This is a genomic window from Streptosporangium sp. NPDC002721, from assembly GCF_042888905.1.
Lineage (GTDB): Bacteria > Actinomycetota > Actinomycetes > Streptosporangiales > Streptosporangiaceae > Streptosporangium.
Window position 1 is genome coordinate 143,257 of the sequence record NZ_JBIAQI010000002.1, and the last position, 18,021, is coordinate 161,277.

Below are 18,021 nucleotides of genomic sequence, written 5' to 3' on the forward strand. Positions count from 1 at the left end.
CCGCCGGTGACCGATGTCCTCGTAGGAATTCAGCCGGACTGTCGCGACGCCGTGGAGGGGCGCGTGGCCGGGCGGACGTCCAGCTCGGCGAGCAGGGTGGCCATGCGGGCGGCGCGGAGCGGGTCGACGGGCAGGACGTGGCCGGTCCACCAGCGGGCGATCTCCGGGGTCGGCCCCGGGGGAACCAGGTCCAGGTAGTCGTCCAGCGGCGGGTCGTAGATGAAACCGGGCACCACGCCCCTGCTCTCCAGCCGGGCGACGACCTCGTCGCGGTCCTCGACGAGCAGGGGCACCCGAAGCAGCGGTTGCGGCGGCGCGTCGCGGACGCCCTCGGCCGCCCAGGGCAGGGTGCGCAGCAGCTCCACCCCGGCCACCCGGCGCTCCCGCTCGCGGTCGATCACCCGGAACCGGGAGCGGTGGTAGCCGCGCAGCAGCGGCCCCTGGCGCATCCGCCAGTCGTCGAGGTCGATCCGCAGCCAGTGGTCCATGGCGCGCGGGTCGACCGGATCGGCGGCGACGACCGTGCGCAGCTCCTCCTCGCGGGGCGGGCAGCGGTGGCCGGTCCAGCGCACGAGCCCGAGCGCCTTGAGGGCGTGCCACATCGGCCTGACCAGGCCGGTGCGGTAGATCGTCTCGCGCAGCACGGGCCGCAGCGTGCCGAGCAGCTGGGCCCGCGCCCCGCCGGGGAGCAGCAGCTCGTCTCTCGCCCGCGCCAGCTCGGGCAGCGCGGACGGGTCCTCCGCGGTGAGGAACCCGCCGGACATCGCCCGCCCGTGCTTGGCGAGGCTGAACACCCCGGCGGTGCCGAACGTGCCCGCGGGGCGGCCGTCCACGACCGTCTGCATGGCGTGCGCCGCGTCGTCGAGGAGGATCACGCCGCGCCGGTCGCACTCGGCCCGCAGCTCGGCCACCCGGTCGGGCTGGCCGTACAGGTGCGTGGTGACGACACCGGCGAGGCCGGTCCAGTCGACGGCCGGGACGTCGATGTTGCCGTCGCGCCAGGAGACCGGCGCCATCACCGGCTCCAGCCCGGCGGCCAGCACGACGAACAGCACCGTCTCGCAGTTGGTCGGCGAGATCAGCACCCTGTCGCCCCGGCTGAACCAGTGGCGCAGCGCCAGGAGCAGGCCGAACCTGGCGGACGGCACGTGCAGGCACTCCTGGCCGATCCGGTCGCGCATGGCCGCCTCAAGCGCGCGTCGGCCGTCCGTGTCACGACCGTCCGTGTCACGACCATCCGTGTCACGGCCATTCGTGTGGCGGCTGTCCGTGCGATGGCCGTCCGTGCGGTGGATGTCCGTGTGATGGCCGTCTGCGGGACGGTCATCACACGGACGGTCGTCCGCGCGGTCGGGAGTGGTGGGGTGCCCGCTCATCGGACCCTCCTTCGGTCGGCCGCTCACCGGGTCTTCCTTCGGGTGCGCAGCCGACCGTACCGCTTCATGGCCCTGTCGGCGGCGCCGTACAGGACCGGGCTGTCGAGGATGAACCGCCGCACCCGGCGGACCGGCTCGGTGCGCAGCCAGTGCGCCGCCGCGCCCGCCGACCGGCGGCGCACGATGCCCTCGGTGACGGGAACGGTCCTGCTGCACAGCGCGTCCTTGTACTCGGAGCCGTTGCTGATGCCCAGGTCCAGCGAGCCGATCCCGAGCTTCGCGGCGGCCTCGACCATGCGCAGGTGCTGGATCAGGCCGGGGGAGTACCTGGCGTACTCGGGGTCGTAGGCGGGGAACCAGCCGATCATCGACGTGCCGGTGCGCAGCCCGAAGTGGCCCGCGACCGGCCTGCCACCGGCGTACAGCATCGACAGCGGCCCCGCGAAGTCGTCGGTGTCGACGGCGTGCAGGCGCTCGACCAGCTCCACGACCCACGCCTTGCCGAACCGGTCGGGGCGGCCCATCCGCTGGTACTGGGCGGACTTCCACTCGCGCAGCAGCCGGAACCGCTCCGGGTCGCGCACCGCGAACTCGGCGGTGACCTCGCCCGCGTCGCGGCTCAGCTTGCGCTCCTTGTACAGGGTGGTCTTGAGGAACTTCGGCGAGCGCTCGCGCAGCTCGTCGAGGAAGGCGGAGTAGCCGCCGCCGAAGTCGAGGACCACGGCCTCCTGCCGGAGCGTCTCGAACGGCTGGAACCACGGCTGGTGGTCGACCATGCAGCCGAACTCCCACACGCTCAGCCCGCACGCCTTGAGCAGGGCGTCGGCGTCGAGCTCGGCGTCCGGCCGGTGGACGACCCCCTGGGAGAGCGAGACCCACCCGCCCAGGGCGGCGCCCACCCCGCCGCCGTGCCGCTCGAAGGGGAAGAACCCCACGGGCCCGTCCGACTCGGTGACCACCGCCACCCGCGCCTCCGCGCTGACCTCGCCCATCGCGATCGTGAAGTCCGGGCTGAGGAAGGGGTTGTCGAGATGCGCGCTGGAACGTTGCATTCCCCGCCATGCCTCGATCTCGGCAGGGCCCAGCTCGGCGGGCCGGATGACGCTGATCCTCATACGCGGCCCCCTGCCGGGCGAGGACGACCGGCGGTGCGCGCAAACCTACCGTTCACGGGACGGTGGTCCTTTCTCGAAGCCTGTTCCCAGGCGCTGGACGTCGCCGGAGCGAGGGACGAGATCCAGCCGGTGCGGGGGGTTGGGGGAGTGCCATGGCACGCGAAAACCAACCGGAACCGGACGGCGATCCCCCGAACCGCCAACCGGCAATCAATGAGTAAAACCTAGCGGGGTATCGCCCTATTCGCTTAGTTACGGGACAAGTCCGCTACGCGACACCGAAGGTCGTCGGACCCGGGGGCACCCTGGGGGGCAGCGGGGGGACCGCGGGGACGAGCCGCTCGATGACCGGCAGGGCACGGTGGGCGTACAGCGGGTCGATCGGCAGCACGTGACGGCCCCACCAGCGCGCCACCTCGGGCTCGGGGGAGGGGTCGGTGAACTCCGGCAGGTAGCCGTCGTACGGCGGGTCGTAGAGGTATCCGGTGGCGACCCCGTGCCGCTCCAGCTCGGCGATGGCCCCGTCGCGGCCGTAGACCAGCAGCGGGACCCGGAACAGCGGCTGGTCCAGGTGGCGGCGGACGGCAGGCGCCACGGTGGGCAGCGCGGCCAGCGCCGAGACGCCGGCGATCCGCCGCGTCCGCTGCCGGGGCAGCGCGTGCAGGCGCCTCGACTGGTACCAGCGCGAGAGGTGGCCCCGCCTGGCCCGGTAGTCGTGCAGGTCGGCCTGGACCCAGGAGTCGAACGCCGGCAGCTGCTGCGGGGCGTACTCCAGCGCCCTGAGCAGCTCCGCGGGGCGCGGGGCGATGCGGTATCCGTCGCGTTCCTCCTCCATTCCGAGCGCGCGCATGGCCTTCAGCGCAGGGCGGACCATGTTCAGGCGCAGCGCGGCGTGCCGGCCCGCGGAGGTCAGCACGCTGTGGATCTCTTTCCTGAAGACGCCCGGCTGCAGCAGCCGGTCGCGGTCGCGCTCCAGGGCGCGCAGGTCCGAGAGGTGCTCGACCGCGATCACCCCGCCCGAGCCCGCCCCCGCGTGCTTGGACAGGCTGAAGACACCGGCCACCCCGAAGGTGCCGATCGGCCTGCCGTTCACGCTCGTCTCGATGGCGTGCGCGACGTCCTCGATCAGGATCTTGCCGCCGAAGGCGGCCACCCGGTCCGGCAGGCCGTACAGGTTGGTGGTCAGCACCGCGTCGACCGTGTCGAGGTCGACGCGGTCGACGTCGATGTTGCCGTCGTCCAGCGAGAGCGGGGCGATGACCGGGCGCAGGCCCGCCGCGAGCACGAGGAAGAGGATCTCGTCCGCCGACAGCGGTGACATCAGTAGCCGCTGGCCTGGACGGCACCAGTGCCGCAGGGCCAGATACAGGCCCAGGCGGTTGGAGGGCAGCGGGAGGCAGAGGCGATGTGTCCGCTTCGCCACAATGTGCTCAGGAGTCACTGGAGACCGTCTATCACGTACGTCGTTGAGACCGCAAACCCGGAACCGCGTGTCGTCCTAACCCGGCCTTACCTGGGATGTTTTGCCGTGGTTCATCACCCTGCGCATGTTCGGGAAGATCAGCAGCGCCACCAGGAGCTGGCTGCCGAGCATGGCGTATCCGACGGCGGCGATCCCGAAGTGGGGGAAGAGCACCGCTATCGAGGTGAGGACCAGGACGGCCATGCCGATCTGGACGAGGGCGAGCTTGCGCGCCTCGCTCTGGGCGCGCAGCATGCTGAGGCAGATCTCGATCACCGTCTGGGGGAGCACGGCGATCGCCATCAGGCGCAGCAGCGGCGAGCCCGCCTCGGCGAACCCCGGGCCGAACACGCTCAGGATCAGCGGCGCGCCGATCACGACCACCGCGACGACCGGGCCGACGATCAGGAAGGTGCGCCGCAGCGCGTTGCGCACGCTCTGCGCCAGCTGGGCGGCGTTGAAGGACCCCTCGACGGTCAGCGAGACCGCCATGTTGGCCGCCAGCAACCCGACCATGGAGCCCAGCGTGTGGGCTATCGAGAAGTAGCCGAACGTCGGCGCGTCGTCGAGCCAGCCCGCGACGATGACCGGGACGAGATAGAGGATGAGCAGGATGGAGAACGCGCCGGGGAAGTCTCCGGCGAGGAAGCGGCCCACCTCGCGCAGGCGCGGCGGGTTCGCGGCGCTCACCTCGGTGTTCTTGACGTGCTTGGGGATGATCACGCCGAAGATGAGCCAGCTGATCGGGATGAGCGCTATCGCCGTCGGCACGATCCACGAGACGAAGATCCCGCCGAAGACGCCGCCCTGCGGCAGCGCGTACGCCAGCGCGACGAGCAGGCCCATCTTGACCAGGCCGAACGCCAGGCTGTTGACCGGCACCCAGACGGCGTTGCGCAGCCCGGCCAGCGTCACGTCCTGGAGGGTGAAGATGGTCCACACGAGCACCGAGGCGAGGAAGAACAGCCCCGGCCCGAGCCCGCCGAGATCGGCGTAGACCCCACCCCAGATCGGCAACGTCAGCAGGAACCCCAGCGCCGCCACCAGACCGGCCGCCCCGGCGATCGCGTAGCCGCGCAGCACGAACTCGGCGGTGCGGCGCCCGGCCACCGGGATGAACCTGGCCAGGGCGCCCGCGAAGGCGAGCCCGGTCAGCGAGGAGAACAGCCGCATCGCGCTGATCTGGGCCTGACCCTCGCCGAACGCGGCGGCGGTGTACAGGTGCGTCGCGAGGAACCAGTAGCCGAGCCCCAGCACGGCGGTGATCCCCGTGTTGATCATCAGTGCGTAGCCCTGCAGGAACAGGGGGTTCCTCAGGTCCTTGCGCAGGCGGTCCATCAGGCCGGTCCCGTGCTCCTCGGTCGCCGTCCGGCCCGCCGCCTGGTCGCTCCCGTCGCGCGTCACGCCGCCATCATCGGCCGGGCCGCTTGCACCGGCCTTGCCGCCCGCTGTACGGAGACCGGTGGCCGCGTTCGCCGTGTTCGCCGGGGGCTCGGGGCCCTCCGGCCGGGTGCCCGGCGCGGGGACGCCCCTGGGCCGGGCGTGCCTGCCTCGTCCGGTGCCGTGCTCACTCACCCCGGTGCTCCCGGTCCGCGCCGTTCCCCGGGGCGGCACGGCAGGGGCGCGGATCGCTCGGGTGGGGTGGGTCGGCGGCCCCGCCGGCGGGCCCGGAAGGGCACGTCACCGGTGTTCGCGTCTCGTCACGAGACCTGCCGGTCACCGGGGGATACATGAGAATCGGCACGTGAGTCATGATGCCCCAGTTTCAAGCGAGCCGTGTCCGGCATGTGTCCGGAAGTCCCCGGCAGGGCTTGATTGTGATGGAGACTGCCCCGCTTTCACGGGGTTGGGGGCACGGGGCGGGAGTGGCCGAGGTCACTGAGGTCGTCGGGTCACCACGAGCCGCCCGGGGCGGATCCGGACGCGGTCCGGTGCACGGGTTTTTCGGGAGGGAGATCTCAGAGGGACGCGGGAGGCGCGGGAGGCACGGGAGGCGCGGGAGGCCGGGTGGTCAGGAGGCGGTCCAGGACGCGGACGCCGAACTCCAGGCCCTCGACGGGGACGCGCTCGTCCACGCCGTGGAACATGCCGAAGTAGTCGAGGTCCGGGGTGAGCATCAGCGGGGCGAAGCCGTAGCCCCTGATGCCGAGCCCCGCGAAGGACTTGGCGTCCGTGCCGCCCGACATCACGTACGGCACCGGCCGCGCCGCCGGGTCCTCGGCGACCAGGGCGGCACCCAGCCGGTCGAAGAACGGCGAGTCCATCGGGGCGGAGGGGGCGTCCTCGACGTTGACGAACTCCCGGGTCACCCGGGGGCCGAGCAGGCGGTCGATCGTCTCCAGGAACTCCTCCCGGTGGCCCGGCAGGAAACGCCCGTCCACGTGGCCCTCGGCGGTGCCGGGGACCACGTTGACCTTGTAGCCCGCCTGGAGCATCGTCGGGTTCGCCGAGTTGCGGATCTGCGCGCCGAACAGGTCGCCGATCCGGCCGAGCCGCCTCGCCTCCTCCTCCAGCCGGTCGAGGTCGACGCGCTCGCCGAGGATGGCCGACAGGCTCTCGATCAGTGCCGCCACCCCGGGTGTCAGCCGTACCGGCCAGGGGTGGGAGGCGATCCTGGACATGGCGTGGCAGAGCTCGGCCACCGCGTTGTCCACCGGCGGGCGGGAGCCGTGGCCCGCGACGCCGGTCGCGGTGAGCCGCATCCAGGCGGTGCCGCGCTCGCCCACCGCGATCGGGTAGATCCGCGCGCCCGGGGCCTCGACGCTGTAGCCGCCGGACTCGCTGATCGCGTCGACGCAGCCGTCGAACAACTCGCGGTGGTGGCGCACCGCGTGGCGCGCGCCGTACTCGCCGGTGGCCTCCTCGTCGGCGAGGAAGGCCAGCACGACGTCGCGGTCGGGCCGCACCCCGCGCCGGGACCAGTCGCGGACCAGGGTGAGCGTCATGGCGAGGGTGCCCTTCATGTCGACCGCGCCCCGGCCCCAGACGCACCCGCCGGTGACCTCGCCGGAGAACGGGTGGATCCGCCAGTCGGAGGAGCGGGCGGGGACCACGTCGAGGTGGCCGTGGATCAGCAGGGCCTCCGGCGAGTCGCCGGGAATCCTGGCGACCACGCTGGTCCTGCGGCTGGCCGACTCGAAGACCACCGGCTCGATCCCGGCCTCGGAGAGCAGGGCGGCGACGTGCTCGGCCGCCGGACGCTCGCCGGAGCCGGGGTTGGTGGTGTCGAACCTGATCAGGTCCGAGCAGATCTGCGCCACTTCGCTCATCGACGAACGCCCCCGGAGAAAAGACTTCAAATCTAGATCAAAGGTGCATACCCCTCCGGGTGGGAACAGCACCTCGGTTCGTCGTGTCGAGCACTCCCGGCCGGCTGCGACGCCGCTACCCCTCCAAGGGTCCGGGAGCTTGTCTCAGTCGCTGAGCGCGCTCTGCGTGGTCTTTTTGGTCGATCCCTTCGCCACGCTGGGGTCGCCGGCGGCGAACGCCTCGGCGACCTTTCCCCCGATGCGCCCGCGCTCGCTCACCTCGATCCCGTGGGACTTCGCCCACGCCCGGATCTCGGCGCTCCGCTCACGGTTGCCGCCGGACCCCTTCGCCCTGCTCTTGCGGCTCAGGGAGGTGCTCGCCTTGCGGGCCGCGGACTGGAAAGGCTTGATGGCCTCGCGAAGTTTCGTGGCGTTCCTCGAGCTCAGGTCGATCTCGTAGGCGGTGCCGTCCAGACCGAACGAGACGGTCTCGTCCGCCTTCTTGCCGGTGATGTCGTCGGTGAACGTGACGACTTGCTGACGTGCCATTGTGTGACTCCTTAATCTTGGCGCCGGAGCGTGCGGCTGTGAACCCGGCCGACGATGGTTCCCGCGTCTCTTCCCCGCGCGTAAAACTCTAGTCCCTCCTTTCGCCGTCGCGCTCGGGAAACCCTGCCCGTCGGAGATCCACCCTCTCGGTTAATTACTCAAGGTCGAACTCCGACGTCTCCACGTCATTGGGAAATGCTTCCCGCTCACGAGGGATTAAAAACGACGGTGACGCCGATGTTCCTTGACGCCTTGTATGCCGAGATCTGTCGGTTACCCCAGGCGGGTTTTCCCGAAGAGGTATCGGAGCGCTTTGGAGTTTCATGACCTCCGGGTGGTTTCCGGCCTCGCCGCCCGGAAAAAAATCGACTTACGCCACTTGGGGCCACTCCGGTCCGTCGCTCCACTGTCGTTCGTTTCCCGTACGCCGTCGCACCGGGCGAGGTGCCCTCCCGTCATCGTCCCTCCGGGTCGCCGGGCGTGTCCTCTGGTCTGTTTTCGCTGCTCACGGCACCTGTCGAGGGGAGGGGGTGAGCGGGGTGCCGGGGCCGGAGGGGCGGGGAGGGGTGGTTCCGCGTGTGTCGTCTCCGAGGGCTCGGCGGACAATTCGCGCATGCCGGATGTCCGTCACCGAACGCGTTCCGGGATTCCGACGGACAAATGACTTCTCCGCGCCCGGAATGCGTGTCACCGGCCCGCGGGTTTGCCGGTGCCCGGCACCGGGCGTCTTCGAAGGGGCCCGGTGCCCGGCGGCCGATCACAATGGGGTGCGGTCCCGGCACCCCGAGGTAAGGCAAGACTCGCCTTGCGGACCGTATGATTCCGGGCGTCTCACATTGTGGAGGAGGGCGGGCGGCGGGTGCCGTTTTGGCCCTCGGCCGCCATTGGCCCGTTCCATCGTCCGCCCGGATCAATCAACCGGCGTTCCCCGAATTGTTCGCGGGCCGCCGGGAGGGATCGGATAGGGGCATTGACCGGATCGGCCGTCCACCCGGGCCCCGGGGTACCGGGCCACCCGGCTTCCGGGGCCCCTGGACCCGGCTCCTCCGGGTTCCGGTGTTCCCGGGTCCGGCTCCTCCGGGTTCCGGCGTTCCGGTGTTCCCGGGTCCGGCTCCTCCGGGTTCCGGCGTTTCCAGGGAGTTCAGGGCTCCGGAGCCCTCGAAGCCGGTGGTCGTACGCCGGCCGTGCGGCCGTGATCGGATTTGTCGGTCGCGATCTCTACCGTCCGGCCCATGACGAATGCAGTGCAGGCCTACTCCTACGCCGGCCCCTCCACGCTCTCCGACGGACACCTGGGACTGTCGACGTCCGGAGGCCGGACCACGACGGGCTTCCTCGACCACCCCCGGTTCTTCAGCGGGTTGCTCACCCAGGCCGCGCCGGCCGCGACCGGGCTGCTCGCGGTCGCCGACGTGGCGCTGGCCCGCTACCACCGGCCGCAGCCGGGGTTCACCCGCGACCCGGTGGTGACCTGCGGCGGCGACCGCCTCCGGTTCGAGTCGTTCTCCGCCTGCGGCGGCGTCTACGCCCGGCTGGACGTGCTGGGCCCCGCCCTCGACGGCGAGGTCTTCGACCGGGGCACCACCAACGTGGACGTCAACAACCCGCTGCGCGAGGCGCTGGCCAGGGTCGGCGGCCGCGACCCGCTGCACGTCGGGGTCGGTCCCGACGAGCTCACCGTGACCACCCTGGACGGCGCGGTCGTGGAGAAGAAGGTGCCGCTGCCCGACCGGTGGCTGCGCGGTTTCGCGGAGGTCCAGGTGATCGCCTCCGGGTTCGACCTGCGCGCCGAGCTCGCCGGGCCGCAGGCCGTCAGGTTCCTGCGCGGCCTGCCGAAGCGGGCGTCGGCCGAGGTGTGGGCGGTCCCCGCGGGCCGGGAGCTGCGGCTCTCGGACCGGGCCGTGCCGGGCGGGGTCCACCTGGCCGGGGTCGGCAGGCTGGCGACGATGATGCCGTTGCTGCGCTTCGCCAAGGCCCTGCGCGTGTACGGCCCGGCGGACGGCTCGGGATCGAGCGCCTGGGAGCTGGAGCTGCCGGGCATGCGCTACACGCTGGTCGTGTCCCCGCAGTCCTGGCGCGGGTTCTCCGGGGAGGGCGCCGTCCTGGCGGACCTCTCCTCGGACGTGGTGGCCGGCGACGCCGACCTGGTCGGCATCCTGCTCGACTTCGAGCCCACCCTGGAACTCGGCGTGCTCGCCGAGCGCTCCGGGCTCGCGCCGGAGCGGGTCCGGGCCTCGCTCACCCAGCTGGGCACCGCGGGCCGGGTCGGCTACGACCTCTTCGAGGCCGCGCACTTCCACCGCGAGCTGCCCTACGACCGCGACCACGTCGCGGCGCTCAACCCCAGGCTCGGCTCCGCCCGCGCCCTGATCGCCTCGGGCGCCGTACGGCTGACCGGCCCCGACACGGCCGAGGTGACCACCGACGGCGGCGTCCGCCGGGTAGGGATGGCCGAGGGGTCGTGCACCTGCCCGTGGTGGTACGACCACCGGGGCTCGCGCGGCCCCTGCAAGCACGTGCTCGCCGCCCGGATGGCCGCCGGCACCGCCGACTCCCCCGCCGGCTCCCCGGCGGCGCCGGTCCCCCTCGCCCGGGAGGACTCCCGATGACGGCCTGGGACGAGGTCCGCCACCTCGTCGAGAACGGCGGCCTCGACGAGCTCGCGGCCCGGGTGGCGGACCTCGGCGACGCGGAGCGCAGGGAGGTCGCCAGGGAACTGCCCGGATATCTCAGGCCGTCGCGTCGTGAGGCGGGGGCCTTCGACTCGTGGCGGTGGCGGGGCGTACGGGCCGAGCACCTGCGGGTGGCGGGCGCCGGCTCGCTCGGCGGCGCCGCGGCCGCGGCCACCTGGCTGAACCGCCGCGAGCTCGCGATCTCCCCGTGGGAGACGCCGGTCGACACCGGCGCCCTCATCAAGGTGATCTCCGCGCGGGAGCCCGCGTGGCAGGCCGACCTGGTCGCCCGGCTCGTGCTCAGGATCCGCACCTCGACCTCGCCGGGACTGCCGCTGGTGCTGGCCCTGCTCCGCGGCACCGGCGTGACCCCGCCCGAGCACGACCCGCTCGTGCTGGGCTGGCTCGCCACGCCGCCCACCGCGGACGGGCTCCGCCGGGACCCGCTCCTCGACACCCTGCTGCCGAGGATCTTCGAGGCGCAGGGAGTGGGCCGCGCCCTGCGCGAGGAGCGGAGCGACCCGTTGTACGCCGACTCCTGGCTCGGCGTCCTGGTGGCGCTGAGTGGCGAGGGCTCCGGGAGCGGGGTGCGCCGCGAGACGCTCCTGGCGGGCTGCGTCAGCCGGTTCCTGCGCGGAGGGGACGCCGTCGACCTGCGGTTCTTCGTCCGCCTCCACGAGCTGCTCGAACCCACGTACGCGGAGGTGGAGGCCCGTGCCCGCGACTACCTGCGCCTGCTTCCGGCCGCGCCGGGGCCGGTCGCGGAGCTGGCGCTCAGGCACGTGCGCCGCCTCGACCACCTCGATCCCGCCGACGTGGCGGAGGCGCTGGAGGGCCTGCTGTTTCGCGCCGAGAGCGGGCTGGTGCGCACCGGACTGACCTGGCTCGACCAGACCCTGCGGCGGTCGCCGGAACGGGCCGACGAGCTGGCCCCGGCCCTCGTCTCCGCGTTCGGCCACGAGACGTACGCCGTGCGGGAACGCGCCGCGCGTCTCGCGGTCAGGCACGCGGCGCACCTCACCCCGCTCGGCGCCGAGACGCTGCGCTCGGCGCTGGGCGCGCTCCCGCCGGATCTGGGGCGTCTCCTGGCCGGGGCGGTCGGCGGGGAGGCGGGGCACGGGTGGGAGGAGCCGGAGGTCCTCGCCCCGCCGCCGCTCCCCCCGCCCGATCCCGCCGGGGCCTTCCCCGACCCGCCGGGCACGGTCGACGAACTGGTCCGCGCACACCTGTCCGGCGACTGGCAGGAGGCCGAGCGGTGGCTCGCGGGCTTCGTCCGGTTCGCCGCTGAGGACCGCGAGGCGCTGCGCGCCGCGCTCGCCAGGGGCGGCCACCAGGCCCACGACCTCTACGAGAGCGAGAACTGGTACGCGCCCCGCGACTGGTTCGCCGCGATGGCCGCGGAACTCGTCTTCCCGGGCGCCGACCCCGGACCGGTGGCCAGGAAGGCTCCGGAGGTCTCGGAGGGGTGGGGTTTCGGGAGCCTCAGGATCGAGGCGAGGGAGGAGGGCGGCGGGATGTCCTTCGGCGCGTTTCTCGCCGGGGCACGCGACCACGTCATGCGTCTCCTCGTCGGGTACGACAGGGGCGGCTGGGTGCCCGAACCGAGCGTGCCTCCGGCGGACGGGCCGGACGCCGCCGGGTCCGAGGAGGGTCACCGGCCGCTCAGGACCGGGAGGGGGCTCACGGATCCGGGCGAGGGCGAGGAGTTCGTGACGATCTTGGAGACGGGGGATTCAAGCGAGGCAAGGGATTCGAGGGATGTGGGGGCGGCGGGCTCCTTCGGGTGGTCCGGCCATGAGGGGTCCGCCGGGCACGGTGTTACGGGGGAGGTGGGCTTCTTCGGATGGTCAGGCCACGACGGGTCCACCGGCGATGGCGGGTTCGCCGGATACAACTGGTTCGTCGGCGATGGCGGGTCCGTCGGGCATGACGGGTTCGCCGGTCATGACGGATCCGCCTGGTATGACGGATCCGCCGGGTATGGCGACCCCGGGGAGACCAGGCCCGACCGGCTCCCCAAGGAGCACAGGACCTCCGTGCCGCACCGGTTCGTGCTCCGGCGGTGCGCGGAGGTGCTCGCCGCGCTCAGGGCGGGCACGCTGCCGCCGGTCCTGCTCGCGACCCCGACCGCCGCCACCGGCCACCTCGACCCCGCCGCGTTCCTCGCCCGCCTGGAGACGGTCGAGGCCACCGGGGCCGAACCGCTGCCCGCCGACTTCCAGCAGGCGCTGCTGCGACTGCCGGGAACCGCGGCTCCCGAGGTGGTCGCCAGGGCCGGGCGGCTCACCTCCGAGGCCGGGCGCCGGGCGGCGCGATGGCTGGCGGAGGGGCCGGTCGAGCCGGAGGCGCGCGTCCGCTGGAGGTTCACCGAGAACGGGAACCCGTGCCACACCGACGAGCGCGAACCGCCCGCGGGCGCCGACCTGACCCCGGTCCCCTGGGTGCGGGCCGACCCGACCGGCCTGCCTCTCGTCGACGAGCTGGTCGGCGAGGTGTCGTACCGCGACTGGGACGAGCACGGCCGGTACATGGGCTGGTGGCCCGCCGTCCTGCCCTCGCACCGCGAGGTGGTCGCCGCCCACTACCTCCCGCACCTGCTCCACATCTACTACCGGCCCACGGTCCAGCCGGAGTACGTCGAGGCGCTCGCCGCCTGCGACGGGCCGGTCGGGGAGCACACCGCGCTGCTGCTCGCCTTCTTCCTGGCCCAGCGGGATCCGGCGCACGGCGTGCGGCTCACGGTGCGGATGGCGGCACGCGGGGACCTGCCCGCGGAAGCGCTCGGCAGGCAGCTCGTCCTGCTCACGGAGCGGACCCGGGTGAAACTGCCGCACGCGGTGGCAGGGCTCGGGGAGGCGGCCGGGCAGGGCGCCCACCGGGAGGTCTGGGAGGTGATCCGGGCGGCGCTGCCGCACGTGCTGCCGGGGGAGGGGGAGCGGCCGCGTCCGGGCGCGACCGACCTCGTCGCCCTGGGCGTCGAGGTGGCCCGCCTGGCCGGGGCGCGCGGGGAGATTCCCGGCCTCGCCCCGCCGTCACGCCGCTCCTCGTCGGGGTTCGGCCGCCAGTGCCGCCGCCTGCACGACTATCTCGTACGGTCCTGATCCGGCCCGTCCGGGGAGGGGGCGGGACGGCGGCCGGACGGGCGCCGTCCCGCCAGATGCCGAAAGATCTCGTGCCGGAAGAACCCGTGCCAGGAGGTCCCGTGCTGGGAGAACCCGGCGGCGGCGATCTTGCGGACCAGCACCGTGAGCGCCGCGGTGATGATCGCCGTCCAGGTCTGGGCCTGGGAGAGGCGCAGGAGCCCGGCCGCGAGGAGGAAGTCGAGCAGCACCGCCAGGGCGCCGCCGGGACCGCCGCCGGAGAGCAGGACGGCGAGCGCGGCGGCGAGCCCCATCACGACGATCAGGGGGACGATCGCCCGGACGAGGTCAGCCATTCCCGGCCCCGGGCGGGACCCGCCCGCCGGAGTCGTCCGGCGGGCGCGCCTCGCCCGGGGCGGCCGGCGAGCCGTCCCCGCTCGCGGCGTTCATCGTGCGCCCCTCCCGCTCGATCTCCCTGTTCAGGAAGAAGTTCAGGGCGGTACGGATGGCCGCGATCGCCGCGAGCTGCCCGATCTGCGTGAAGCTCGGCGCGATGGCCGTGCGCAGCATGTCACTGGCCAGCTGGAACTCCAGGCCGAGGGCGAGGAACCGCCCCAGGAAGAGCCGTACGGCGATGAACCCGTCGTCGTGCCGTCGCGCGGCCACCAGCACGAACCGCACGAACGCGATCGCGGCGCCGACGAAGATGACGGCCGCCCCGGCCGCCTCGACGAGGCGGACCAGGAGGTCGACGAGCTGCCGGAGGGTCTCCTCCGGTAGAAGATCGGGCATGCGCTGCTGTTACCCGGTGACCTCCCGCCCATGCGCCCGCCGGTCACCGGGTGACCCGGGCGGTCCTGTCCGAGGCGAGAGCCGCTCAGAGCCGCTCAGAGCCGCTCAGAGGTAAAGGCCGGTGTTCTCCGGCGCGGCCGGAGGGCCGCCGAGGACACCGTCACGGAGGGCGAAGAGCTCGGCGAGGGTCGCGCCGGAAGGGGAGAGCCCCTCGGTGGTGCCGAGCCAGCGGGCGGCCTCGTCGTAGGGGAAGGCGCCGACCTCGACCTGGGCGAGGCAGCGGCCGGGACGGGTGACGGCGGGGTGGAGGTGGGCCAGGGCCTCGTTGGTGGTGATGGCCACCAGGACGTCACGGCCCTGCCCCAGGAGGCCGTCGGTCAGGTTGAGCAGGCGCGACAGGCCCTGCCCGGTCGCCTCCTTGGCGCCCGACCTGATCAGCTCGTCGCAGTCCTCAAGCACCAGGAGCCGCCACCGGTCGCCGCCCCCGTCGCCGTCGTGGTCGTCGGAGCCGACCGCGACCTCCATGAGGTAGCCGGGTGACTGGAACAGCTGCTCGGGGTCCAGCACGCAGTCGACCTGGCACCACGACCGCCACTCGTGGGCGAGCGTGCGCAGCAGCGTCGTCTTGCCGGTGCCCGGCGGTCCGTGCAGCAGGATCAGCCGGCCGTGCGCCTCGGCGGGGGTGACGGCCATCAGCCGCGACAGCGGCTCGCTGACCGACCTGGCGTAGTTGCCGGAGATCTCCGCCCAGGGGGAGGCGGTGATCGGCTTCTCCGAGCGGCGGCTGCCCCGGGGGCTCTGCCACCAGAAGCCCATCTCGACGTGGTCGCTCTCGGGGGCGGGCTCCTCGGCGTCCCTGGTGGCCTCCTCGATCACCGAGCGGGCCAGCTCCTCGTCGACCGCGGTCACGCTGACCGTGGCGGCGCGGTTGCGGTAGCGGACCACGCGCAGCGTCCAGCCCTCCCCGCACAGCAGCCGCGAGTCGCGGCCGTCCTTCTCCGAGGCCGCCCGGACGAGCCTCCCCGAGGCGGGGGCGAGGGGGGCGTCGGGACGGACCCGCTCCAGGCTCGCGGTGCGCGACCAGGGCTGGGCCCCGGTGGCGAACGGCGACAGCGCGAGCGCGTCGATCACGTCCACCGCCGCGTCGCCGTCGTCGAGCCAGATCTTCATCGGCAGCTCCACCGGGCGCGGCTCCGGCTGGAAGTGGACCTCCTTGAGTACGGACATGGCGCCAATGATCCTCGCGCGACGCCCACCGGTCGAAGGGTTTTAGTCCCGGCGGGGTGACCGGGGCCGGGGACCCCGAGATGGCCGAGCTCAGGGAGCCGGCCCCCACAGGGCGGGCTCGGGACTCCGGGGTGGCCGGGCGCGAGGACTCACAGGACGGCGAGGTTCGCGGGGAGCGAGGGCGGCCGGCTCCGGGGGCCCCGGGCGGTGGAACTCGGGGGAGCCGGAACTCGGGGGAGCCGGAGCTCAGGGGAGCCGGAGCTCAGGGGAGCCGGAGCGGTGCGGGGGCCTCGGGGGCGGCGCGGAGCAGGGCGTCGACCAGCGGGCTCGGCGGGCGGGTCAGCGGGCCGGTGAGGACGAGGGCGCGTTCCAGGGACGGCTTCAGCGGGACCATGACGAGCCCCGGAGGCAGCAGGCCGCGGCCGAGGTCGGGAACCGTCGAGACGCCGATGCCCGCGGCGATCATGCCGATGAGCGTGCCGAGCTCGCGTACATGCTGGGCGGGTGTGTAGGGGACGCCCGCCATGGAGCACAGGGCGCGGGTCTGGGGCTCGCAGCCCCCCTTGGAGACCAGTAGCGGATCCTCCACCAGCTCGGCCATCGTGATGTGCGCCTGACCGGCCAGCGGGTGGTCGGCGCGGACCACCGCGTGGAAGGCGTCGCGGCCCACCACCACGTGCGCCGGGGGCGGGGGCACCGGGTCGACGAGGATCGCGGCGTCGACGACCCCCGTCTCCAGCCAGGGCGACAGCTCGTCGTCGTCTCCCTCGAAGACCTGCACCTCGACGCCGGGGAGCTCGGCCCGCCACGCCCGCATGAGCTGGGGCAGCAGCCCGCAGCAGACCGTGGGCGGGGCGGCGACCCGGACGATCCCCGCGTGCTGCCCCAGATGCGAGGAGACGACCTCGTCGATGGCGGTGACCGAGGCGAGCGCGGCCTGCGCGTGCGGCAGGATCGCCGCGCCCAGCGCGGTGGGGCGTACGCTCCCGTGCCGCAGCACCAGCGGGGCGCCGAGGGCGCGCTCCAGGGCGGCGAGCGCGTGGGAGACCGCCGACTGGGACATGCCCAGCTCCTCGGCGGCCACCCCGAAGCCGCCGTTCACCACCACGGCGGTGAAGACCCGGAGTTGCGCGACCGTCGCACCCATGAGGACATCTCATCACATCCGACGGGCAACTCATTGGACGCATGATCGGGGCGGTGAGGAGACTGTCCCCGTGACCCGTGAAGTAACCGTCTCCCCGTCCCCGCAGGTGACCGGCGCCGCGCCGTACCCCGCGGGCCGGTCCGTCCTCGCGCGGTACCTCGCCCTGGCACTGACGTGGGGGGCCAGCTTCCTGTTCATCAAGGTGGCGCTCACCGGCCTGTCGCCCGCCCAGACGGTGCTGGGGCGCCTCGTGCTGGGGGCGCTCGCCCTCGGCGTGATCATGCTGGTCACCCGCCGGAGGTGGCCGAGGCGGCCGGTGTTCTGGGCGCACATGGCGGTGATCGCCCTGATGCTGTGCGTGGTGCCGTTCCTGCTTTTCGCCTGGGCCGGGCAGTACATCCCCTCGGGGCTCTCCAGCATCTACAACGCGACCACGCCCCTGATGACGATGCTCGTGACCCTGGCCGCGCTCCGGCAGGAGCGCCTGGGCACGGCGGGGGTGCTCGGCCTGCTGCTGGGCGCCGCCGGTGTCGTCGTCGTGCTGGCCCCGTGGAACCTGGGCGCGCAGGCCGGTCCCTGGTGGGCGCAGGCCGCCTGCCTGGGGGCGACGTTCTGCTACGGGCTCTCCTTCGCCTACACGCGGCGCTTCGTGCTGGCGTACGGCCACGACGCCCCCACCATCGCCGCCGCCCAGGTCGGCGTGGCCGCCCTGATCATGCTCGCGCTGAGCCCGCTGCTGGCCACCGGTCCGGTACGCCTGGATCTCCCCGTCGTGGCGAGCATGGCCGTCCTGGGCGTCTTCGGCACCGGGCTCGCCTACGTGTGGAACACCTCGGTCATCGCCCGCTGGGGGGCGGCGACCGCCTCGACGGTGACCTACCTGACCCCGCTGGTGGGCGTCGTGCTCGGGGTGGTCGTCCTGGGCGAGACGCTGACGTGGAACCAGCCCCTGGGGGCGGTGATCGTCGTCGCCGGCATCATGACCGGGCAGGGCGTCATCGGTTCCTGGTCAGGTCGCCGGTCTCGGTGACCAGCTTGGGGCCGGGGACGTCCTTCCAGGCGTGGGTCAGGGCGTCGCCCTCGCGCCTGAGCCACACGGTGCCGGGGACGCAGCCGGTGCCGGAGGGGTCGGGGGTGGAAGGGGGGCGACCATGTGGGCAGGGCTATCCGTCCTGTCCGTGATGAGGGGGCTCGTGGGTGAACGGTTTAGGACGTCCGGCAGGGGTTAGAAGGATGGCTGTTTCGCTGCCCGACGATCATCAGGAGCGCTCGTGCCAAGGGATGAGTTGGTTTAACGGCCTCATACGGTGTCGTGTCAACCATTACGCTCCGGTGGGGCAATATCACTCAGAC

Annotated in this window: 13 protein-coding genes; 3 read left to right on the forward strand and 10 right to left on the reverse strand. The window is 73.0% G+C overall.

Annotation, left to right across the window (positions count from 1 at the left end; all coding sequences use genetic code 11):
- Positions 1 to 29: 29 nt before the first annotated feature.
- The 6 genes from ACFYWM_RS02875 to ACFYWM_RS02900 all read right to left on the reverse strand — a co-directional run bounded on the left by ACFYWM_RS02875 (position 30) and on the right by ACFYWM_RS02900 (position 7,750).
- Positions 30 to 1,376: a DegT/DnrJ/EryC1/StrS family aminotransferase gene (locus ACFYWM_RS02875; RefSeq protein ID WP_389907762.1), complete on the reverse strand. Its 1,347-nt coding sequence runs from the start codon at positions 1,374 to 1,376 to the stop codon at positions 30 to 32.
- Positions 1,377 to 1,399: 23 nt separating this feature from the next.
- Positions 1,400 to 2,491 (reverse strand): GNAT family N-acetyltransferase, encoded by a 1,092-nt coding sequence (locus ACFYWM_RS02880; RefSeq protein ID WP_389907764.1) that lies wholly within the window; start codon positions 2,489 to 2,491, stop codon positions 1,400 to 1,402.
- A 268-nt stretch (positions 2,492 to 2,759) separates the two neighbouring features.
- Complete coding sequence (locus ACFYWM_RS02885) at positions 2,760 to 3,932, reverse strand: DegT/DnrJ/EryC1/StrS family aminotransferase (RefSeq protein WP_389907766.1); 1,173 nt, start codon at positions 3,930 to 3,932, stop codon at positions 2,760 to 2,762.
- Between the two features lie 57 nt (positions 3,933 to 3,989).
- The gene (locus ACFYWM_RS02890) at positions 3,990 to 5,528 is read right to left on the reverse strand and encodes a lipopolysaccharide biosynthesis protein (protein WP_389907768.1); all 1,539 of its coding nucleotides are present in this window, start codon (positions 5,526 to 5,528) and stop codon (positions 3,990 to 3,992) included.
- A gap of 383 nt (positions 5,529 to 5,911) precedes the next feature.
- The gene (locus tag ACFYWM_RS02895; RefSeq protein ID WP_389907770.1) at positions 5,912 to 7,222 is read right to left on the reverse strand and encodes a M20/M25/M40 family metallo-hydrolase; all 1,311 of its coding nucleotides are present in this window, start codon (positions 7,220 to 7,222) and stop codon (positions 5,912 to 5,914) included.
- A gap of 144 nt (positions 7,223 to 7,366) precedes the next feature.
- Positions 7,367 to 7,750: an Lsr2 family protein gene (locus ACFYWM_RS02900; RefSeq protein WP_389907772.1), complete on the reverse strand. Its 384-nt coding sequence runs from the start codon at positions 7,748 to 7,750 to the stop codon at positions 7,367 to 7,369.
- Positions 7,751 to 8,982: 1,232 nt separating this feature from the next.
- On the opposite strand from ACFYWM_RS02900, the gene ACFYWM_RS02905 reads away from it, so the two are divergent.
- Complete coding sequence (locus ACFYWM_RS02905; RefSeq protein ID WP_389907774.1) at positions 8,983 to 10,359, forward strand: SWIM zinc finger family protein; 1,377 nt, start codon at positions 8,983 to 8,985, stop codon at positions 10,357 to 10,359.
- Positions 10,356 to 13,523: a hypothetical protein gene (locus tag ACFYWM_RS02910; protein WP_389907776.1), complete on the forward strand. Its 3,168-nt coding sequence runs from the start codon at positions 10,356 to 10,358 to the stop codon at positions 13,521 to 13,523. The genes ACFYWM_RS02905 and ACFYWM_RS02910 overlap by 4 nt, the downstream gene beginning before the upstream one ends.
- Here the strand turns inward: ACFYWM_RS02910 and ACFYWM_RS02915 are convergent.
- From ACFYWM_RS02915 to ACFYWM_RS02930, 4 genes are all read right to left on the reverse strand, one after another.
- Positions 13,505 to 13,858, reverse strand: coding sequence for a hypothetical protein (locus tag ACFYWM_RS02915; RefSeq protein WP_389907778.1), 354 nt, complete (start codon positions 13,856 to 13,858; stop codon positions 13,505 to 13,507). The genes ACFYWM_RS02910 and ACFYWM_RS02915 overlap by 19 nt on opposite strands.
- On the reverse strand, positions 13,851 to 14,294 hold the full coding sequence (locus ACFYWM_RS02920) for a DUF1622 domain-containing protein (RefSeq protein ID WP_389907780.1): 444 nt from the start codon (positions 14,292 to 14,294) through the stop codon (positions 13,851 to 13,853). The genes ACFYWM_RS02915 and ACFYWM_RS02920 overlap by 8 nt, the downstream gene beginning before the upstream one ends.
- A gap of 105 nt (positions 14,295 to 14,399) precedes the next feature.
- Positions 14,400 to 15,521, reverse strand: a complete 1,122-nt coding sequence (locus ACFYWM_RS02925) for a DUF5925 domain-containing protein (protein ID WP_389907782.1) — start codon at positions 15,519 to 15,521, stop codon at positions 14,400 to 14,402.
- A gap of 262 nt (positions 15,522 to 15,783) precedes the next feature.
- A complete protein-coding gene (locus ACFYWM_RS02930) occupies positions 15,784 to 16,668 on the reverse strand; it encodes a LysR family transcriptional regulator (RefSeq protein WP_389907784.1) in 885 nt (294 codons plus the stop codon).
- A gap of 70 nt (positions 16,669 to 16,738) precedes the next feature.
- On the opposite strand from ACFYWM_RS02930, the gene ACFYWM_RS02935 reads away from it, so the two are divergent.
- On the forward strand, positions 16,739 to 17,698 hold the full coding sequence (locus tag ACFYWM_RS02935; protein ID WP_389907786.1) for a DMT family transporter: 960 nt from the start codon (positions 16,739 to 16,741) through the stop codon (positions 17,696 to 17,698).
- Positions 17,699 to 18,021: the final 323 nt, after the last annotated feature.